Consider the following 16,407-nt stretch of genomic DNA (forward strand, 5'->3'; position numbering starts at 1 on the left):
AATTCCCCATGCGCCCCATGCCCGATGCTCCCGACCGGCTGGACTGGTCCTTCCGGTATTTCGACGAACTGTCGCTGCGCGACCTGTACGACGCGCTGGCCCTGCGCTGCGAGGTTTTCATCGTCGAGCAGGTCGCCTTCCAGGACCCCGACGGCGAAGACCAGACCGCCTGGCACCTGCTGGGCCGCGACGCCGCCGGCAAGCTGCAGGCCTACTGCCGCGTGCTGCCGCCGGGCCAGCACTACGACGAGCCCTCGATAGGCCGCGTGGTGGTCGCGCCCACGGCGCGCGGCACCGGCGCCGGCTGGGAGCTGATGCGCCACGGCATTGATGAGCTGCAGCGCCTGTGGCCCGGCGCGGCGATCCGCATAGGCGCGCAGGCCCACCTGCAGCGCTTCTACGAAGGCTGCGGCTTTGCCGTGGCGTCCGAACCCTACCTCGAAGACGGCATCCCGCACCTGAAGATGCTGCGCCCCGAGCCGGTGGCCGCGGCGGAAGGCCGCGCATGAGCGCGCAGGCCGCGGCAGCCCTGCCAGGCGCGGCCACGGCTGCGCCGGCCCACGACGGCCTGCCGCAGCCGGCGCGCACCTACGCGATGCTGGTCATTCTGCTCGGGCTGGCGGTGGCCGTGCTCGACGGCAGCATCGTCAACCTGGCGCTGCCCAGCATCGCCAAGGAGCTGCAGGTGCAGCCGTCCGAATCGATCTGGGTGGTCAACGCCTACCAGCTCGGCACGCTGGGGCTGCTGCTGCCGCTGGCGGCGCTGGGCGAGCGCATCGGCTACCGGCGCGTCTACCTGCTCGGGCTGGTGTGCTTCACGCTGGCGTCGGCGCTCGCCATGGTCGCGCAGTCGCTGTGGCTGCTGGTGGCGGCGCGCGGCCTGCAGGGCATGGGCTCGGCCGGCGTGATGGCGGTGAACGCGGCCCTGGTGCGCCTGATCTACCCGCGCGCCCACCTGGGCAAGGGCATGGCGCTCAACTCGATGACCGTGGCCGTCTCGTCGGTGGCCGGGCCGGGCGTGGCGGCGGCGATCCTGTCGGTGGCCAGCTGGCCGTGGCTGTTCGTCATCAACCTGCCGCTGGGCGCGCTCACCATCTGGCTGGGGCGCAAGGCCCTGCCTTTCAACCCGGCGCCCGCGCCGGGCGCCGGGCAGGGCGGCATCAACCCCATCGACCTGTGCCTGAACTTCGCCATGTTCGCGCTGGTGCTGCTGGGCACCGAGCGCCTGGGCGTGCAGGGCGGCGCGGGCAGGGCCGACGGCTGGATCATGCTGGCGGCCGGCCTGGCCGTGGGCGCCTGGTATGTGCTGCGCCAGCGCCGGCTGGCCGTGCCGCTGCTGCCGCTGGACCTGCTGCGCATTCCGATCTTCGCGCTGTCGATGGGCGCATCCGTCTGCGCCTTCACGGCGCAGATGCTGTCCTTCGTCGCGCTGCCCTTCATCCTGCTCGACGTGCTGGGGCGCAGCCATTTCGAGGCGGGCCTGCTGCTGACGCTATGGTCGGTGGCCATCGTGCTCATCGCGCCGGTGGCGGGCCGGCTGGTGGGGCGCTTCGAGGGCGGGCTGCTGGGCGGCATCGGCATGGCCATGCTGGCCGCCGGGCTGGCGGCGCTGGCGCTGTTGCCGGCACAGCCCAGCGATGCCGACATCGGCTGGCGCATGCTGCTGGCGGGGCTGGGCTTCGGTCTGTTCCAGACGCCGAACAACCACACCATCATCACCTCGGCGCCGATGGCGCGCACGGGCGCGGCTGGCGGCATGCTGAGCACGGCCCGCCTGACCGGGCAGTCGCTGGGCGCGGTGCTGGTGGCGGTGATCTTCTCGATCTGGCCGCTGCAGGAAGGGCGCGGCGTGCACATCGCCATGTCGGTGGCCGCGGCGTTCGCGCTGGGCTCCGCCATGTTCAGCGTGTTGCGTGTGCGACACCCCGTGCGCCACGCCTGAGGCGGGTCATATAGGGGCAGACGAACGGGGCCGCAAGGGAACTTTTACGGAAAGTTGTGTCTGAGCTTTACAGTTTCCCGTCAAAATGGCCTATTCGCCTGCCTGCAACACCCCCCGGATTCTTTTCACGATGGATGCTTTTGCCACAACCCGTGCCACCTTGTCTTCGGCCGTGCGCCCCGTGCTGGGGGGCTTGTCGGCAAGCCCCACAAGACGCCGGGCCTGGCAGATCGCGGTGGCTGCCAGCGTGGCGGCGGCCCTGCTGGGCTGCGGCGACAAGAAGGACGCCAAGCCCCAGGCGGCGGCCAAGGCCACCGAAGTGGGCGTGATGACGCTGCAGCCCACGCGCCAGAGCCTGAGCGCCGAGCTGCCGGGCCGCACCGCGGCCTTCCTGAGCGCCGAGATCCGGCCCCAGGCCAACGGCATCGTGCAAAAGCGCTTGTTCGGCGAGGGCTCGCTGGTGAAGGCCGGCCAGCCGCTGTACCAGCTCGACCCCCGGCCCGCGCAGGCGGCGCTGCAGAGCGCGCAGGCGGCGCTGAACCGGGCCAAGACCGTGGCGCAGGCCCAGCGCAGCACGGCGGCGCGCAATGCCGAGCTGGTGAAGATCGATGCGGTCAGCCGCCAGGTCTATGACGACAGCCAGGCCGCCGCCGCCCAATCCGCCGCTGACGTGCAGGTGGCCGAGGCCGCGGTGCAGAACGCCCGCATCAACCTCGACTACACGCGCATCGACTCGCCCATCGCCGGGCGGGTGAGCCTGTCCGCGGTGACGCCGGGCGCGCTGGTGACGGCCAACCAGGCCACGGCGCTGACCACGGTGGTGCAGCTCGACCCGATGTACGTGGACTTCACCCAGTCGAGCACCGAGGTGCTGCAGCTGCAGCGCGACCTGCAGGCCGGGCGCTTCCAGAAGGTGGACGGCGACCAGATCCCGGTGCGCATCCGGCTGGACGACGGCACCGAGTACCCGCACGCCGGCAAGCTGCAGTTCTCGGGTGTGATCGTCAACGCCACCACCGGCACCGTCACGCTGCGTGCCCGTGTGCCCAACCCGGATGGCGTGCTGATGCCCAATATGTATGTGCAGGCACTGCTGCCCACGGCCGTGGCGCCCGATGCGCTGCTGGTGCCGCAGCAGTCGGTGACGCGCGACCTCACCGGGCGCCCCAGCGTGCTCGTGGTGACGGCCGACGACGTGATCGACAAGCGCACCGTGGTCCTGGACCGCGCACTGGGCAGCCAGTGGCTGGTCGACAGCGGGCTGAAGGCCGGCGAGCGCGTGGTCGTGGAGGGCTTCCAGCGCGTCAAGGACGGCGACAAGGTGAGCCCCAAGCCGGTAGACCTGAAGGCCAAGGCCGACAAGCCCCGCACGCCGGGCAAGCCGCCCGTGGCCGCCGGCGCCGCCGAGTAACGGGGGCGATCCATGGCACAGTTTTTCATTCAGCGCCCGATCTTCGCGTGGGTGCTCGCCATCGTCATCATGCTCGGCGGGGCGCTGTCGATCTTCAAGCTGCCGCTGGAGCAGTACCCCGACATCGCGCCGCCGCGCGTGACCATCGGCGCCCAGTACACCGGCGCCTCGGCCGAGACGGTGGAGAACTCCGTCACGCAGATCATCGAGCAGCAGATCAAGGGCATCGACAACATGCTCTACATGAGCTCGACCAGCAATGCCTCGGGCCAGTCGCGCATCACGCTGACCTTCGCGCCGGGCACCAACGTCGACGTGGCCCAGGTGCAGGTGCAGAACAAGATCCAGGGCGCGCTCAACCGCCTGCCCGACACGGTCAAGAGCCGCGGCGTGTTCATCAACAAGGGCGGGCAGGACTTCCTGGTCACCTACAGCTTCTATTCCAAGGACCCGTCCATCTCCGAGGTGGACATCGGCGACTACATCAACAGCAACCTGGTGGACGTGATCGGCCGCATCGAGGGCGTGGGCGACATCAACGTGTTCGGCACCTTCTATGCCATGCGCATCTGGATGGACCCGGCCAAGATGGAGAAATACGGCCTGATGCCGTCCGACATCGCCAATGCGCTCAACGCGCAGAACGCCCAGGTTTCGGCCGGGCAGCTCGGCGCGCTGCCGGCGACCAAGAACCAGCAGCTCAACGCCACCATCACGGCGCGCACCAAGCTCAAGACCGTCGAGGAGTTCGAGGACATCGTGCTCAAGTCGGCGCAGGACGGCTCGGTGGTCACCGTCAAGGACGTGGCGCGGGTCGAGCTGGGCGCTGAGAACCAGACCATCCAGTCCAAGCTCAACGGCATGCGCGGCGCAGGCATGGGCATCATCCTGGCCGACGGTGCGAACGCGATGGCGGTGTCCGACGCGGTCGCGGCCAAGCTGGCCGAGATGAAGCCGTACTTCCCCAACGACATCGAGTACTTCGTCAGCTCCGACTCCACGCCCTTCGTGCGCGCCTCGATCCACGAGGTGGTCTCGGCGCTGGGCGAGGCCATGCTGCTGGTGGTGATCGTGATGTTCGTCTTCCTGCAGAACCTGCGCGCCACGCTGATCCCGGCCATCGCCGTGCCGGTGGTGCTGCTGGGCACCTTCGGCGTGCTGTCGATCGCGGGCTACTCGATCAACACACTGACCATGTTCGCCATGGTGCTGGCGATCGGCCTGCTGGTGGACGACGCCATCGTGGTGGTCGAGAACGTCGAGCGGGTGATGCACGAGACCGGCAAGTCGGCCAAGGAGGCCACCAAGGAATCGATGCGCGAGATCACGCCGGCGCTGGTCGGCATCGGCGTGACGCTGTCCGCCGTGTTCGTGCCCATGGCCTTCTTCGGCGGCTCCACCGGCGTGATCTACCGCCAGTTTTCCATCACCATCGTGGCGGCGATGGCACTGTCGGTGTTCGTGGCGCTCACGCTCACGCCGGCGCTGTGCGCCACCATCCTCAAGGCGCCGAAGGAAGACGCTCACCACGAGCGCGCCATCCGGCCCGGGCTGCCGGGGCTGGTCGACCGGTTCTTCCGCTGGTTCAACCGCAGCTTCGACGCCACTGCCGCGCGCTACCAGGGCACGGTGGCCTACAGCCTGCGCCGCACCAAGCGCATGATGCTGATCTTCCTGGCCGTGCTGGCGGCCGTCTGGCTGGTGATGCACCGCCTGCCGACCTCGTTCCTGCCGGACGAGGACCAGGGCTTCCTCTACGTGAACGTGAACCTGCCCGCCGGCGCCGCCGACACGCGCCTGCAGGACGTGCTCGACGAGACGCGCGAATACCTGCTGGCCCAGCCCGACGTGGTCAGCTTCAACCAGGTGTCCGGCCTCAACGGCGACCAGAGCTCGGCGCGCGGCTTCATCCGCCTCAAGCCCTGGAGCGAGCGGCGCCAGTCGTCGCAGTCGGCCGCGTCCATCGCGTTCAAGGCCAACAAGGACCTGGCCCGCATCCGCGATGCGCGCGTCTTCGTCATCATGCCGCCCGCGGTGCGCGGGCTGGGCTCGAGCTCGGGCTTCAACTTCATGATCAAGGACATGAACGGCATGGGGCACGATGCCCTGCTGGCCGCGACCAACCGCGTGCTCGACGCCGCGCGCAAGAACGGCCAGCTCACCGCCGTGCGCACCACCAACCTGGACGATGCCTCCGAGCTGCGCCTGGACGTGGACGACCGCAAGGCGGCGGCGCTGGGCCTGTCGTACGCCGACATCAACGGCGTGCTCTCCAGCGCCATGGGTGGCACCTACGTGAACGACTTCCTGAACAACGGCCGCGTCAAGCGCGTCTACATCCAGGGCGACGCACCGCACCGCATGCTGCCGCAGGACATCGGCAAGTGGACGGTGCGCAACGGCAAGGGCGAGATGGTGCCGTTCCGCGCCTTCTCGACCAGCCACTGGGCCTATGGCTCGCCGCAGCTGCTGCGCTACAACGGCAGTCCCGCCTACGAGATCGAGGGCCGCGCGGCGCCCGGCATCAGCTCGGGCGCGGCCATGCAGATCATCGAGGAGATCCTGGGCCAGCTGCCGCCCGGCATCGGCTACGAGTGGACCGGCGCCTCGCTGCAGGAGCGCCAGTCCGGCGCCCAGGCGCCGATGCTCTACGCCATCTCCATCCTCTTCGTGTTCCTGTGCCTGGCCGCGCTGTACGAGAGCTGGACCGTGCCGCTGTCGGTGATGCTGGCCGTGCCGCTGGGCGTGATCGGCGCGCTGCTGGCCACCTACACGCGGGGCCTGACCAACGACGTGTACTTCCAGGTCGGCCTGCTCACCACCGTCGGCCTGGCGGCGAAGAACGCGATCCTGATCGTGGAATTCGCCGTGCAGCTGCAGGAGCAGGGCAAGAGCCTGTTCGACGCCACGGTGCAGGCCGTGCGCCTGCGGCTGCGCCCCATCCTGATGACCTCGCTGGCCTTCGGCTTCGGCGTGATCCCGCTGGCCATCGGCACCGGCGCCGGCGCCGCGGGCCGCAACGCCATCGGCACCGCGGTGCTGGGCGGCATGGTGGCCTCCACCGTGCTGGGTATCTTCCTGGTGCCGGTGTTCTTCCTGCTGGTGCGCAGCTGGTTCAAGTCGCACAGCCGCCACGAGGACGATGTGCCGGCCCTGCCGGGCGTGGCCCGCGCCGCCGAGGAGGGCGCATGATGAAGCTGAAAACCACCGCTGCCGCGCTGCTGGCCGCCGGCCTGCTGGCGGGCTGCAACTTCGCGCCCACCTACCAGCGCCCCGATGCGCCCGTGCCCGGCACGCTCAACCAGCAGGCCGGCGCCGATGCGGCAACGGCTGCCGCCGACTGGCAACCGCTGGCCTGGCAGCAATGGGTGCAGGACGAGTCGCTGCGCCAGCTCATCGCGCTGGCGCTGGAGGGCAACCGCGACCTGCGCGTGGCCGTGGCCAACATGGAGCGGGCGCGTGCGCAATACGGCGTGCAGCGCGCCGACCTGCTGCCCACGGTGGCCGCCAGCGCGCAGGGCAACCGCAGCCGCACGGCTGACGACCTGACCACCGCCGGCCGCGCCAACACCACCGGCCAGTACAGCGTGCAGCTGGGCCTGGCCAGCTACGAGCTGGACCTGTGGGGCCGCGTGCGCAACCTGAGCGAAGCCGCGCTGCAGCAGTACCTGCAGACCGAGGAAAGCCGCCGCGTGGTGCAGCTCGGCCTCGTCACCGACGTGGCCAACGCCTGGCTGGCGCTGGCCGCCGACCAGCAGCGCCTGCAGCTCGCGCGCGACACGCTGGCCGCGCGCGAGCACAGCTACCAGCTGGCCCAGCGCATGCAGGCGCTGGGCGCCACCAATGGCCTGGTGCTGGCGCAGAACCAGACCACGCTCGAAGCCGCGCGCGGCGACGTGGCCAACTACGAGACCCAGGTGGCGCGCGACCGCAATGCGCTGCAGCTGCTGCTGGGCGCGCCGGTGCCGGCGCAGTACCTGCCGGCGTCGCCGCAGCCCTCGTTCTCGGTGCAGGCGCTGCAGTCCGGCGGGCTGAAGGGCGATGCGCTGCCCGGCCTGCAGCCCGTGGCCGCGCTCACCGGCAGCACGGCGCTGACGCCCGTGCCCGGCGACCTGCCGTCCAGCGTGCTGCTGGCGCGGCCCGACGTGGCCGCCGCCGAGCGCAGCCTGCAGGCCAGCTATGCCAGCATAGGCGCGGCGCGGGCGGCGTTCTTCCCGACCATCAGCCTGACGGCCAACGTGGGCACGGCCAGCAGCCAGCTCGACGGCCTGTTCGGCAGCGGCAACGGCACCTGGAGCTTCATCCCGCAGCTGCGCCTGCCGATCTTCGACGCCGGCCGCAACCAGGCCAACCTGGGCGTGGCCAATGCCAACCGCGACGCCACGCTGGCCCAGTACGAGAAATCCATCCAGACGGCCTTCCGCGAGGTGAACGACGCGCTGGCCGACCGCGCCACGCTGCAGCGCCGCCTGCAGGCCCAGGCCGGCCAGGTCGATGCGGCGGGCAAGGTGCTGTCGCTGTCGCAGGCGCGCTTCCGCGCCGGGGCCGACGACTTCCTGACCGTGCTCGACGCGCAGCGCAGCCTCTACACCGCGCAGCAGACGCAGATCACGCTGCTGCAGTCCGAGCAGGTCAACCGCATCGCGCTGTACAAGGCGCTGGGCGGCGGCTGGGGGCAGGAAGGGACTCAAAAAGAATAGCTGCTGGCGCTTATTACTGGCTGAGTTGTGCTTCATTTATATTTGAAACCTAGATATAACAAGCGCAAGCAGCTATCAATGCAATAGTGGCTGCGGCAGCCATGTGGCGCAACGCATGGGCCTGCCGCGCGATAATGCATGCCTGCGGCGGGTCGGTGTGGCCCGGCCGCGCCAACTGATCTCAGAAAGCGGAAATCCACCATGGGTGCGCAATGGAAAGCAAAGGGCAAGGCGCAGGTTGCCGATGCCAAGGGCAAGCTGTTCGGCAAGCTGGTCAAGGAAATCATCGTGGCGGCGCGCGCCGGCGCCGACCCGGCCGGCAACTCGCGCCTGCGCATGGCCGTCGAGCAGGCCCGCAAGGCCTCGATGCCCAAGGACACGCTGGAGCGCGCCATCAAGAAGGGCGCGGGCCTGACGGGTGAGTCCATCAACTACGACGTGGCCATCTACGAAGGCTACACGCCGCACCGCGTGCCGGTGATGGTGGAATGCCTGACCGACAACCTGAACCGCACCGCGCCCGAGATGCGCGTGCTGTTCCGCAAGGGCCAGATGAGCGCCGTGGCCTGGGACTTCGACCACGTGGGCATGATCGAGGGCGAGCCCGCCAGCGCCGATGCCGACATGGAACTGGCCGCCATCGAGGCCGGCGCGCAGGACTTCGAGCCCGGCGACGAAGAGGGTGTGACGCTGTTCATCACCGACCCGGCCGACCTCGACGTGGTCAGCAAGGCGCTGCCGGCGCAGGGCGTCACCGTGCTGTCGGCCAAGCTGGGCTACAAGGCCAAGAACCCGGTCAGCGCCGCGAGCCTGAGCGCCGAGGCGCTCGAGGAAGTGCAGAACTTCCTGGCCGCAATCGACGCGAACGACGACGTGCAGCACGTGTACGCCGGCCTGGTGGACTGATAGGCGCATTCCCGCGATCACGCATCGGCTTTGGGGCGATGGCGGCTGCACTACCATCAGGCCATGAATTCCATGACCGATTCCGCCGCCTCCATCGACGCCCTGGTCATAGGCGCCGGGCCGGTGGGGCTGTTCCAGGTCTTCCAGCTCGGCCTGCAGGGCGTGCGGGCGCACCTGGTCGATACCCTGCCCATGGTCGGCGGCCAGTGCGCCGAGCTGTACCCGCACAAGCCCATCTACGACATTCCCGGTATCCCGGTCTGCACCGGGCAGGAGCTGGTGCAGCGCCTGCAGGCGCAGATCGCGCCGTTCCCGCCGGTGTTCCATGGCGGCATGCAGGTGGCGCAGCTCGCGGCCGAGCCCGATGGGCGCTGGCGCGTGCAACTGCAGCCGGTGCAGGGTGATGGCGCCGGCCCCGCGCTGGTGGCGCGCACCGTGTTCATCACTGCGGGCGTAGGCGCCTTCGTGCCCAAGCTGCTGCGGGCCGAGGGGCTGGAGAACCATGGCAGCCAGGTGCATTACCACCCGGCGCTGGACGATGCCTGGTTGCAGGCGCAGCGGGACCAAGGCCTGCGGCATATCGCCATCCATGGCGGCGACGAGCCCGCCGTGCAGGCCGCCGTCAGCGCGGCCCGTCATCCGCTGCTGGCCGATTGCAGCGTTGCGCTGCTGTACCGGCGCGACCAGTTCAGTGCGCCCGAGCCACTGCTGGCCGAACTGGCGGCGCTGCGCGAGCAGGGCCGCGTGCAGGTGCTCATCGGTATGCCGCAGCGCGCCGGCAGCGATGGCAGCGGTCGCATGCAGGCCATCGATTACATGGACGCCGAGGGCGAGATCCGCAGCCTGCCGGTGGACCAGCTCTGGATCTACCTGGGCCTGTCGCCCAAGCTCGGGCCGCTGGCCGACTGGGGGCTGCAACTGGCGAAGAAGCAGCTGGTGGTGGCCACCGACACCTTCCAGACCAGTGCCACGGCCATCTATGCGGCTGGCGACATCAGCAGCTACCCGGGCAAGCGCAAGCTCATCCTCACCGGCTTCTACGAGGCCACGATGGCGGCGCTGGCGGCGGTGGAGTACCTGAACGGCGCACCGCTGCTGCTGGAATACACCACCACCAGCAAGCGGCTGCAGCAGCGGCTCGGGGTGCTGGCGGCGGAAGCTCCGGCGCCGTAGCGGCATGGCGCCGCCGGCGTATCAATCGTCATCATCGTCGCGGTCGCGGTGCCAATGCCGGTGCGGATGGCGCCGCCACTGGCGCCAGCGCCGGTCATCGTCCTCCCAGCGCCACGACGGCTCGGCCTCGACCGGCGGCGCCACGACCACCGGGCGCGGCGCATAGTAGGCAGGGGGCGGCGGGGCCGAGTACACGGGCGGCGGCGCATAGTAGGCCGGGGCAGACGGCACCACGGTGGCCGGTGCGCCTATGCCGATATCGACGTAGACCTCGCCCGCCGATCCGGCGGTGGAGGCCATGGCAAGGGCTGCGGCCAGGGCCAGCGATGCATAGTTCATGGTGATCTTTCTGGAGACTTTCGGTGGTGTGGCAAGGGCCACTCCCTGGGTAACGGCGGCCCGTGCGCCCAGTTGACCGCGGGCGGTGTAACCGAAAGGCGCAATTGCAAGCAGTTTGCAACCCGTTGCCGGGCCGCGGCCCCCGCTAGGCCGGCAGGGCGCGCCAGCCGTGGTAGCCGATGTACAGCCCCACCAGCAGGATCAGCACGCCGGAAACATAGGGCGCCTTGCGCGCGAACTCGCCAAACCCGCTCCAGCGCTGGGAAACGTGCCTGACGCTGAGCGCGGCCAGCGCGCCCGAGGCCACCAGGGTCAGGGCCAGGCCGACGCTGAAACCCAGCACCAGCGTCGCACCTAGCGCGACCTGCTTGAGCTGCAGGCACAGCAGCAGCACGGTGATCGAGGCCGGGCAGGGGATCAGGCCGCCGGTCAGCCCGAAGACCACGATCTGCCCGGTGGTGACGGGCCGGTCGGTGAAGCGGCGGCGGATGTCTTCGGCATGGGCGCGTTCGTGCGCGTCCTGGTGGCTATCGTCACCATGGTCGGGGTGCTCGTGGCCGTGGTGGTGGTCGTGCGCGTGGCCATGGTGGTGATGGTCATGATCGTGGTGCGCCGGGTGCCGGTCGCTCCAGGTGCGCCACAGCATCCAGGTTGCCACGCCCACGATGAGCACCCCCGACGCCAGTTGCAGGTAGGGCTCGCTGGCCTCGGCGCTCCAGCGGCTGCCGAAATACAGCCCCGCCATGGCCACGGCCCAGACCACCAGGGTGTGCGAGATGGTGGCCGACAGCCCCAGCAGCACGGCTTGCGACAGCGTGCCGCGGATGGCCACGATGAAGGCCGCCATCATGGTCTTGGAGTGGCCCGGCTCCAGGCCGTGCAGGGCGCCCAGCGCGATCGCGCTGGGAATGAAAAACCAGGCATTGCCCTGTTGCAAGAGGGTTGAGAAATCAGTCATGGAGTCGTAGTTTTTGAGGTGCTGATTGCTGGCAATGATACTGTACCCCAGTATGGTAATGGTAGCCTTATGGCTTATTGACACGGAGAGGCCATATGCACACCATTCGAGACAAGGCCAGGCTGCTGGCACGCGTCAGGCGCATCCAGGGCCAGGCGGCTGCACTGGAGCGCCAGCTGGACCAGGAGGGCGACTGCGTGGCGGTACTGCAGCAGATCGCCGCGATCCGGGGCGCTGTCAACGGGTTAATGGCGGCCGTGATCGAGGGCCACCTCACAGACCACCTGGTGCAGGAGCCGGCGCTGGAGCGGCGGCAGCAGGAATTCGACGTGGTGGCCCAGGTGCTCAAGTCCTACCTGAAGTAAGCGGCGACCGCCGGATGCAATAAATCCGGCCTTCGATGGAATAAACCGCCACGCCGGGCTGTTAACCGCAGGTCAACCCCAAGGAGAACTTCCATGACCCGCTTCGCATCCTTTTCCATCCTCGGCTCCGTGCTGCTGGCCGCCTGCACCATGGCGCCCAAGACCCAGGCGCAAGCCCCTGCCAGCGCCATGAACGGCGTGCTCGTCGGCCCCAACCAGATGACGCTGTACGTCTTCGACAAGGACGCCGCCGGCTCGGGCAAGAGCGTGTGCAACGGCGGCTGCGCCACCAACTGGCCGCCGCTGATGGTGGCCGCGGGCGCCGCCGCCAGCGGCGACTGGAGCGTGGTGACGCGCGACGACGGCGGCAAGCAGTGGGCCTACAAGGGCCGTCCGCTCTACTTCTGGGTGAAGGACGCCAAGCCCGGCGACAAGACGGGCGACGGTTTCCTCAACAACGCCTGGCACGCTGCCAAGCCCTGATCGGGAGCGGCCTCGCGTGGATATCGACGCCGCCATCGCCCACATCCCGCGCCTGCGCCGCTACGCGCGGGCGCTGGTGGGCGATGCCGCGCGCGCGGATGATCTGGTGCAGGACACGCTGGAGCGCGCCTGCCAGAAATGGGCGCTGTGGCGGCCGCCTGCCGCCGCGCCCGCAGACCAGGTGCAGGCGGCGCTGCGCGGCTGGCTGCTCACGCTGATGCACAACCTGTTCGCCAACCAGTGGCAGCAGGCAGCGCGGCAGCGCACGGTGGACTGGGACGATGCCCCCGAGCCCGGGCACGACCCCACCTCGAACCTGGGGCTGCGGCTCGACCTGGAGCGCGCGCTGGCGCTGCTGCCGCCGCAGGCGCGCGAGGTGCTGCTGCTGGTGGCCATGGAGCAATGCAGCTATGCCGAGACGGCGCAGATGCTCGGCATTCCCATAGGCACGGTGATGTCCCGCCTGGCCCGGGCGCGCGAACAGCTGCGGCGCCTGATGGAGGGCGAAGCGCCCTCGCGGGTGGTATTGAAGGCTGTCAAATGAAGGGATGCGATCGATGTCCATGAGCCGTCCCGACGAAACCACGCTCCATGCCTGGGTGGACGGGGAGCTTGCGCCCGAAAGCGCCGCGCAGGTGGCGCAATGGCTGGCGGAGCACCCCGGCGAGGCGGCCCGCATGGCCGCCTTCCAGGCGCAGCGCGCCAGCCTGCAGGCCCTGCATAGCCCGATGCTGGACGAACCGGTGCCACTGCAGCTGCGCCGCGCACTGCGCCGCCCGCCCTTGCAGTGGCGCTGGCCGCATGCGCTGGCGGCCGGGGTGATGCTCAGCCTGGGGCTGGGCCTGGGTTATGGCGCGGGCTACGGCTTGGGCGGCGGGGGCCGCGGCCCGCTGTCGCCGCAGGCGGGCGCCATCGCGCAGCTGCCGGCCTTCGTGCGCGAGGCGGCGGCTGCCCATGTGGTCTACGTGCCCGAGCAGCGCCACCCCGTCGAGGTGGCGGCGCAGCAGCAGGTGCACCTGGTGCAGTGGCTGTCCAAGCGGCTCGGGGTGCAGCTCAAGGTGCCGGTGCTCGATGCCCAGGGCTTCCAGCTGGTCGGTGGCCGCCTGCTGCCGGGCGAGGCCGGGCAGTCGCGCGCGCAGTTCATGTACGAGGATGGGGCCGGTGAGCGCGTGACGCTCTATGTCTCGGAGCTGCCGCAGGACAAGGCGGCTGCGGCGGCCGCTCCGGTGGCCTTCCAGTGGGCCCGCGAGGGATCGACCCAGGGCTTCTACTGGATCGACGGGCACCAGGGCTACGCGCTCAGCGCCGCGCTGCCGCGCGAGCGGCTGCAGGTGCTGGCCGATGCCGTCTACCGGCAGCTGGACTGAGGCGCAGCTCCCAACAAAAAGGCCAGTGCATGCACTGGCCTTTTCTGCTGCGGGGAGCGGTATCAGCGCACCAGCTCGTCGATCTTGCCGGGCACGCCGTTGAAGTCGTCGGCGCCTTCCAGGGCCGCCTTGCGCTTGGTGATGCTCTTCCAGCCGTCGGCAAAGGCCAGCTCGGCGTTGATCTTGATGAAGGCGATCTGGTCGGCCGGCGTGTCTTCCTCGGCGAAGATGGCGTTGGCCGGGCACTCGGGAATGCAGACCGCGCAGTCGATGCACTCGTCGGGGTCGATGACCAGCATGTTCGGGCCTTCGCGGAAGCAGTCCACGGGGCAAACGTCCACGCAATCGGTGTATTTGCACTTGATGCAGTTTTCGGTGACGACGTGAGTCATGAAATTCTTCTTTGCGGATTCAGATGAGCAGCCTGCGATTTTAGCGGTTTGCAAATAGCACAGTGAAGCACGGCGGTCACTCGACCAGCACGGCGCCCGAAGTCTTGTGGCTGGCGGTGTCCACCAGGATCATCGCGCCCAGCTGGCGCGCCTGCAGGAAGGGCGCGGCGGGAATGGCTTCCTGCAGCACCAGCTCCACGCGGCCGATGGCGTTGGGCTCCAACTGCTCGGCGGCTTCGCGCTCCAGCGTCTGGATGGCGAGGCGGTGCAGCACGCGGCGCACCTTGGCCTTGACCCAGCGGTGGCCGTGCAGCGCCCAGTACACGCGGCCGGGCACCAGGGCCTCGTCGTCCATCCAGGCGACGGTGGCGGTGATCTCGCGGCTGGCGTTCCAGGCGGGCTGGACGGCCGGGGTGTCGAAATCATCGTCACTGGCGGCGGCGGCCGCTTTAGGGGCGGCAATGATCCAGTCGCCGCGCGAGACATCGACCTCGCGGTCCAGCGTGATGCCGGCCGACAGGTTGGCGTCCACGTTGCCGGGCACGCGCGCATGGTTCACGACCTGGGCGATCACCGCTTGCTGGCCGCTGGGCAGGATCTGCACCGCGTCGCCCATGCGGGCGCCGCCCGCGGCCACGCGGCCCCAGAATACGCGGCGGCCCTGGCTGGTGTCGGCCGACGACGAGAACTTCTCGACCCACTGCACCGGAAAGGCCAGCGGCAGGCCGGTGTCGGCCGGGGTGTTGGGCAGTTTTTCGAGGACTTCGAGCAGGCTGGGGCCCTGGTAGCCGGCCCAGCCGCTCTCGCGGCCCACCACGTTCCAGCCCTTGAGCGCGGAGACGGGGATGGTGGCCTCGACGGTGATGCCCGCGGCCTGTGCGAAGGCGGCCAGCGCATTGCGGATGTGGGCGAAGGCCAGGGCCGGGTCCTCGATCGCGTCGAGCTTGTTCACCGCGAACACCAGCGCGTTGACGCGCAGCAGGTGCACCAGCAGGCTGTGGCGGCGGGTCTGGGCCAGCAGTTCGAGCTGCGGGTTCTTCCAGTCGAGCTTGGTGGCGTCGACCAGCACCACGGCGGCGTCGGCCTGCGACGCGGCGGTGACCATGTTGCGCGTGTACTGCTCGTGGCCGGGCGCGTCGCCGATGATGAACTTGCGCTGCTCGGTGGCGAAGTAGCGGTAGGCCACGTCGATGGTGATGCCTTGCTCGCGCTCGGCGCTGAGGCCGTCGGTCAGCAGGGCGAGATCGGTCTCGCCGCTCTTGGTGACGCCGGCCAGGTGGTCCTGCAGCACGGCCTTGCTGTCCACCAGCAGGCGGCCGATCAGCGTGCTCTTGCCGTCGTCCACGCTGCCGCAGGTGATGAAGCGCAGCGCGGCGTCATGGTCGGTGTGGGTGGCGGGCTGCTGTGCGCCAGCAGTGGCGGAATGGGTGGTGGTCATCAGAAATATCCGTCTTTCTTGCGCTTTTCCATCGAGGCGTCGCTGGTCTTGTCGTCCATGCGGGTCGCGCCGCGCTCGCTCACTTCGGCAGCCAGGGTTTCGAGCACGATGTCGGCGGCCGTGGCGGCATCGCTTTCCACCGGGCAGGTGCAGGTGATGTCGCCCACGGTGCGAAAGCGCACGTCGCGGACTTCGATCTGCTCGCCGTCCCTGGGCGGCGTGAGTTCGGTCACCGGCACCAGCAGGCCCTTGCGCTCGACCACCTTGCGCTGGTGCGTGTAGTAGAGCGAGGGCAGCTCGATCTGCTCGCGGTCGATGTACTGCCACACGTCCAGCTCGGTCCAGTTGCTGATCGGGAACACGCGGAAATGCTCGCCCGGGGCGATGCGGGTGTTGAACAGCGTCCACAGCTCGGGGCGCTGGGCCTTGGGCTGCCACTGGCCGAAGCTGTCGCGGTGCGAGAAGATGCGCTCCTTGGCGCGGGCCTTTTCCTCGTCGCGGCGCGCGCCGCCGATCAGCGCGTCGAAGCGGAACTCCTCGATGGCCTCGAGCAGCGTCACCGACTGGTGCACGTTGCGCGACTCGCCGGGGTGCGCCAGGCGCACCGTGCCGCGGGCCATGCTGTCTTCCACGTTGCGCACGATGAGGTCGGCGCCGAGCTGCTTGGCGCGGAAGTCGCGGAAGTCGGTCACCTCGGGGAAGTTGTGGCCGGTGTCGATCATCAAGAGCGGGTAGGGCAGGCGGCCGGCGCCGAAGGCCTTTTCGGCGCACTTGAGCATGACCAGCGAATCCTTGCCGCCGGAGAACAGCAGCGCCGGGCGCTCGAAGGCTGCGGCCACTTCGCGCAGGATGAAGATGGTTTCTTCTTCCAGCGCGTCCAGGTGCTGGTTGCTGAGCTGGTTCAGCACGGAAGTGTCAACACGGGCGTTCATT

The 16,407-nt window shown here is 69.3% G+C and carries 16 protein-coding genes; 11 read left to right on the forward strand and 5 right to left on the reverse strand.

Annotated features, from left to right (window positions below; all coding sequences use genetic code 11):
- Nucleotides 1-8 precede the first annotated feature (8 nt).
- The 7 genes from ACYVKR_RS13845 (at nucleotide 9) to ACYVKR_RS13875 (ending at nucleotide 10,132) form a co-directional block, all read left to right on the forward strand.
- Nucleotides 9-509: a GNAT family N-acetyltransferase gene (locus ACYVKR_RS13845; RefSeq protein ID WP_460481499.1), complete on the forward strand. Its 501-nt coding sequence runs from the start codon at nucleotides 9-11 to the stop codon at nucleotides 507-509.
- Nucleotides 506-1,942 carry an MFS transporter gene (locus ACYVKR_RS13850; RefSeq protein ID WP_460481500.1) on the forward strand — a complete coding sequence of 479 codons (1,437 nt, stop codon included), beginning with the start codon at nucleotides 506-508 and terminating at the stop codon, nucleotides 1,940-1,942. The genes ACYVKR_RS13845 and ACYVKR_RS13850 overlap by 4 nt, the downstream gene beginning before the upstream one ends.
- A 130-nt stretch (nucleotides 1,943-2,072) precedes the next feature.
- Nucleotides 2,073-3,353 carry an efflux RND transporter periplasmic adaptor subunit gene (locus ACYVKR_RS13855; RefSeq protein WP_460481501.1) on the forward strand — a complete coding sequence of 427 codons (1,281 nt, stop codon included), beginning with the start codon at nucleotides 2,073-2,075 and terminating at the stop codon, nucleotides 3,351-3,353.
- Between the two features lie 12 nt (nucleotides 3,354-3,365).
- Nucleotides 3,366-6,545: an efflux RND transporter permease subunit gene (locus ACYVKR_RS13860; RefSeq protein WP_460481502.1), complete on the forward strand. Its 3,180-nt coding sequence runs from the start codon at nucleotides 3,366-3,368 to the stop codon at nucleotides 6,543-6,545.
- Nucleotides 6,545-8,053, forward strand: a complete 1,509-nt coding sequence (locus ACYVKR_RS13865) for an efflux transporter outer membrane subunit (RefSeq protein WP_460481551.1) — start codon at nucleotides 6,545-6,547, stop codon at nucleotides 8,051-8,053. The genes ACYVKR_RS13860 and ACYVKR_RS13865 overlap by 1 nt, the downstream gene beginning before the upstream one ends.
- A 201-nt stretch (nucleotides 8,054-8,254) precedes the next feature.
- Nucleotides 8,255-8,959 (forward strand): YebC/PmpR family DNA-binding transcriptional regulator, encoded by a 705-nt coding sequence (locus tag ACYVKR_RS13870; protein WP_460481503.1) that lies wholly within the window; start codon nucleotides 8,255-8,257, stop codon nucleotides 8,957-8,959.
- A 72-nt stretch (nucleotides 8,960-9,031) separates the two neighbouring features.
- A complete protein-coding gene (locus ACYVKR_RS13875) occupies nucleotides 9,032-10,132 on the forward strand; it encodes an NAD(P)/FAD-dependent oxidoreductase (protein WP_460481504.1) in 1,101 nt (366 codons plus the stop codon).
- Between the two features lie 21 nt (nucleotides 10,133-10,153).
- Here ACYVKR_RS13875 and ACYVKR_RS13880 read toward each other — a convergent pair whose 3' ends face one another.
- Both ACYVKR_RS13880 and ACYVKR_RS13885 read right to left on the reverse strand, forming a co-directional pair.
- Complete coding sequence (locus ACYVKR_RS13880; RefSeq protein WP_460481505.1) at nucleotides 10,154-10,471, reverse strand: hypothetical protein; 318 nt, start codon at nucleotides 10,469-10,471, stop codon at nucleotides 10,154-10,156.
- Between the two features lie 145 nt (nucleotides 10,472-10,616).
- Complete coding sequence (locus ACYVKR_RS13885; RefSeq protein WP_460481506.1) at nucleotides 10,617-11,429, reverse strand: nickel/cobalt efflux protein RcnA; 813 nt, start codon at nucleotides 11,427-11,429, stop codon at nucleotides 10,617-10,619.
- Nucleotides 11,430-11,524: 95 nt separating this feature from the next.
- On the opposite strand from ACYVKR_RS13885, the gene ACYVKR_RS13890 reads away from it, so the two are divergent.
- The 4 genes from ACYVKR_RS13890 to ACYVKR_RS13905 all read left to right on the forward strand — a co-directional run bounded on the left by ACYVKR_RS13890 (nucleotide 11,525) and on the right by ACYVKR_RS13905 (nucleotide 13,644).
- Entirely contained in the window at nucleotides 11,525-11,794 is a 270-nt protein-coding gene (locus ACYVKR_RS13890; protein WP_460481507.1) for a metal/formaldehyde-sensitive transcriptional repressor, read from the forward strand.
- 93 nt (nucleotides 11,795-11,887) lie between these two features.
- Nucleotides 11,888-12,277, forward strand: coding sequence for a COG4315 family predicted lipoprotein (locus ACYVKR_RS13895; RefSeq protein ID WP_460481508.1), 390 nt, complete (start codon nucleotides 11,888-11,890; stop codon nucleotides 12,275-12,277).
- Nucleotides 12,278-12,293: 16 nt separating this feature from the next.
- Entirely contained in the window at nucleotides 12,294-12,821 is a 528-nt protein-coding gene (locus tag ACYVKR_RS13900) for an RNA polymerase sigma factor (RefSeq protein ID WP_460481509.1), read from the forward strand.
- A gap of 13 nt (nucleotides 12,822-12,834) precedes the next feature.
- Nucleotides 12,835-13,644: an anti-sigma factor family protein gene (locus ACYVKR_RS13905; RefSeq protein ID WP_460481510.1), complete on the forward strand. Its 810-nt coding sequence runs from the start codon at nucleotides 12,835-12,837 to the stop codon at nucleotides 13,642-13,644.
- A gap of 62 nt (nucleotides 13,645-13,706) precedes the next feature.
- Here ACYVKR_RS13905 and fdxA read toward each other — a convergent pair whose 3' ends face one another.
- The 3 genes from fdxA to cysD all read right to left on the reverse strand — a co-directional run bounded on the left by fdxA (nucleotide 13,707) and on the right by cysD (nucleotide 16,406).
- Nucleotides 13,707-14,036 carry a ferredoxin family protein gene (fdxA, locus tag ACYVKR_RS13910; RefSeq protein ID WP_460481511.1) on the reverse strand — a complete coding sequence of 110 codons (330 nt, stop codon included), beginning with the start codon at nucleotides 14,034-14,036 and terminating at the stop codon, nucleotides 13,707-13,709.
- A 76-nt stretch (nucleotides 14,037-14,112) separates the two neighbouring features.
- Nucleotides 14,113-15,474, reverse strand: coding sequence for a sulfate adenylyltransferase subunit 1 (locus ACYVKR_RS13915; RefSeq protein ID WP_460481512.1), 1,362 nt, complete (start codon nucleotides 15,472-15,474; stop codon nucleotides 14,113-14,115).
- Nucleotides 15,474-16,406 (reverse strand): sulfate adenylyltransferase subunit CysD, encoded by a 933-nt coding sequence (gene cysD / locus ACYVKR_RS13920; RefSeq protein ID WP_460481513.1) that lies wholly within the window; start codon nucleotides 16,404-16,406, stop codon nucleotides 15,474-15,476. The genes ACYVKR_RS13915 and cysD overlap by 1 nt, the downstream gene beginning before the upstream one ends.
- Nucleotide 16,407 lies beyond the last annotated feature (1 nt).

The organism is Comamonas humi, from assembly GCF_054782535.1.

Coding starts and splice junctions, on each gene's coding strand:
- ACYVKR_RS13870 (WP_460481503.1), top strand. CDS start 8,255: ATGGGTGCGCAATGGAAAGCAAAGGGCAAGGCGCAGGTTGCCGATGCC.
- ACYVKR_RS13895 (WP_460481508.1), top strand. CDS start 11,888: ATGACCCGCTTCGCATCCTTTTCCATCCTCGGCTCCGTGCTGCTGGCC.
- ACYVKR_RS13850 (WP_460481500.1), top strand. CDS start 506: ATGAGCGCGCAGGCCGCGGCAGCCCTGCCAGGCGCGGCCACGGCTGCG.
- ACYVKR_RS13860 (WP_460481502.1), top strand. CDS start 3,366: ATGGCACAGTTTTTCATTCAGCGCCCGATCTTCGCGTGGGTGCTCGCC.
- ACYVKR_RS13885 (WP_460481506.1), bottom strand. CDS start 11,429: ATGACTGATTTCTCAACCCTCTTGCAACAGGGCAATGCCTGGTTTTTC.
- fdxA (WP_460481511.1), bottom strand. CDS start 14,036: ATGACTCACGTCGTCACCGAAAACTGCATCAAGTGCAAATACACCGAT.
- ACYVKR_RS13845 (WP_460481499.1), top strand. CDS start 9: ATGCGCCCCATGCCCGATGCTCCCGACCGGCTGGACTGGTCCTTCCGG.
- ACYVKR_RS13875 (WP_460481504.1), top strand. CDS start 9,032: ATGACCGATTCCGCCGCCTCCATCGACGCCCTGGTCATAGGCGCCGGG.
- ACYVKR_RS13915 (WP_460481512.1), bottom strand. CDS start 15,474: ATGACCACCACCCATTCCGCCACTGCTGGCGCACAGCAGCCCGCCACC.
- cysD (WP_460481513.1), bottom strand. CDS start 16,406: ATGAACGCCCGTGTTGACACTTCCGTGCTGAACCAGCTCAGCAACCAG.
- ACYVKR_RS13865 (WP_460481551.1), top strand. CDS start 6,545: ATGAAGCTGAAAACCACCGCTGCCGCGCTGCTGGCCGCCGGCCTGCTG.
- ACYVKR_RS13855 (WP_460481501.1), top strand. CDS start 2,073: ATGGATGCTTTTGCCACAACCCGTGCCACCTTGTCTTCGGCCGTGCGC.
- ACYVKR_RS13880 (WP_460481505.1), bottom strand. CDS start 10,471: ATGAACTATGCATCGCTGGCCCTGGCCGCAGCCCTTGCCATGGCCTCC.
- ACYVKR_RS13890 (WP_460481507.1), top strand. CDS start 11,525: ATGCACACCATTCGAGACAAGGCCAGGCTGCTGGCACGCGTCAGGCGC.
- ACYVKR_RS13905 (WP_460481510.1), top strand. CDS start 12,835: ATGTCCATGAGCCGTCCCGACGAAACCACGCTCCATGCCTGGGTGGAC.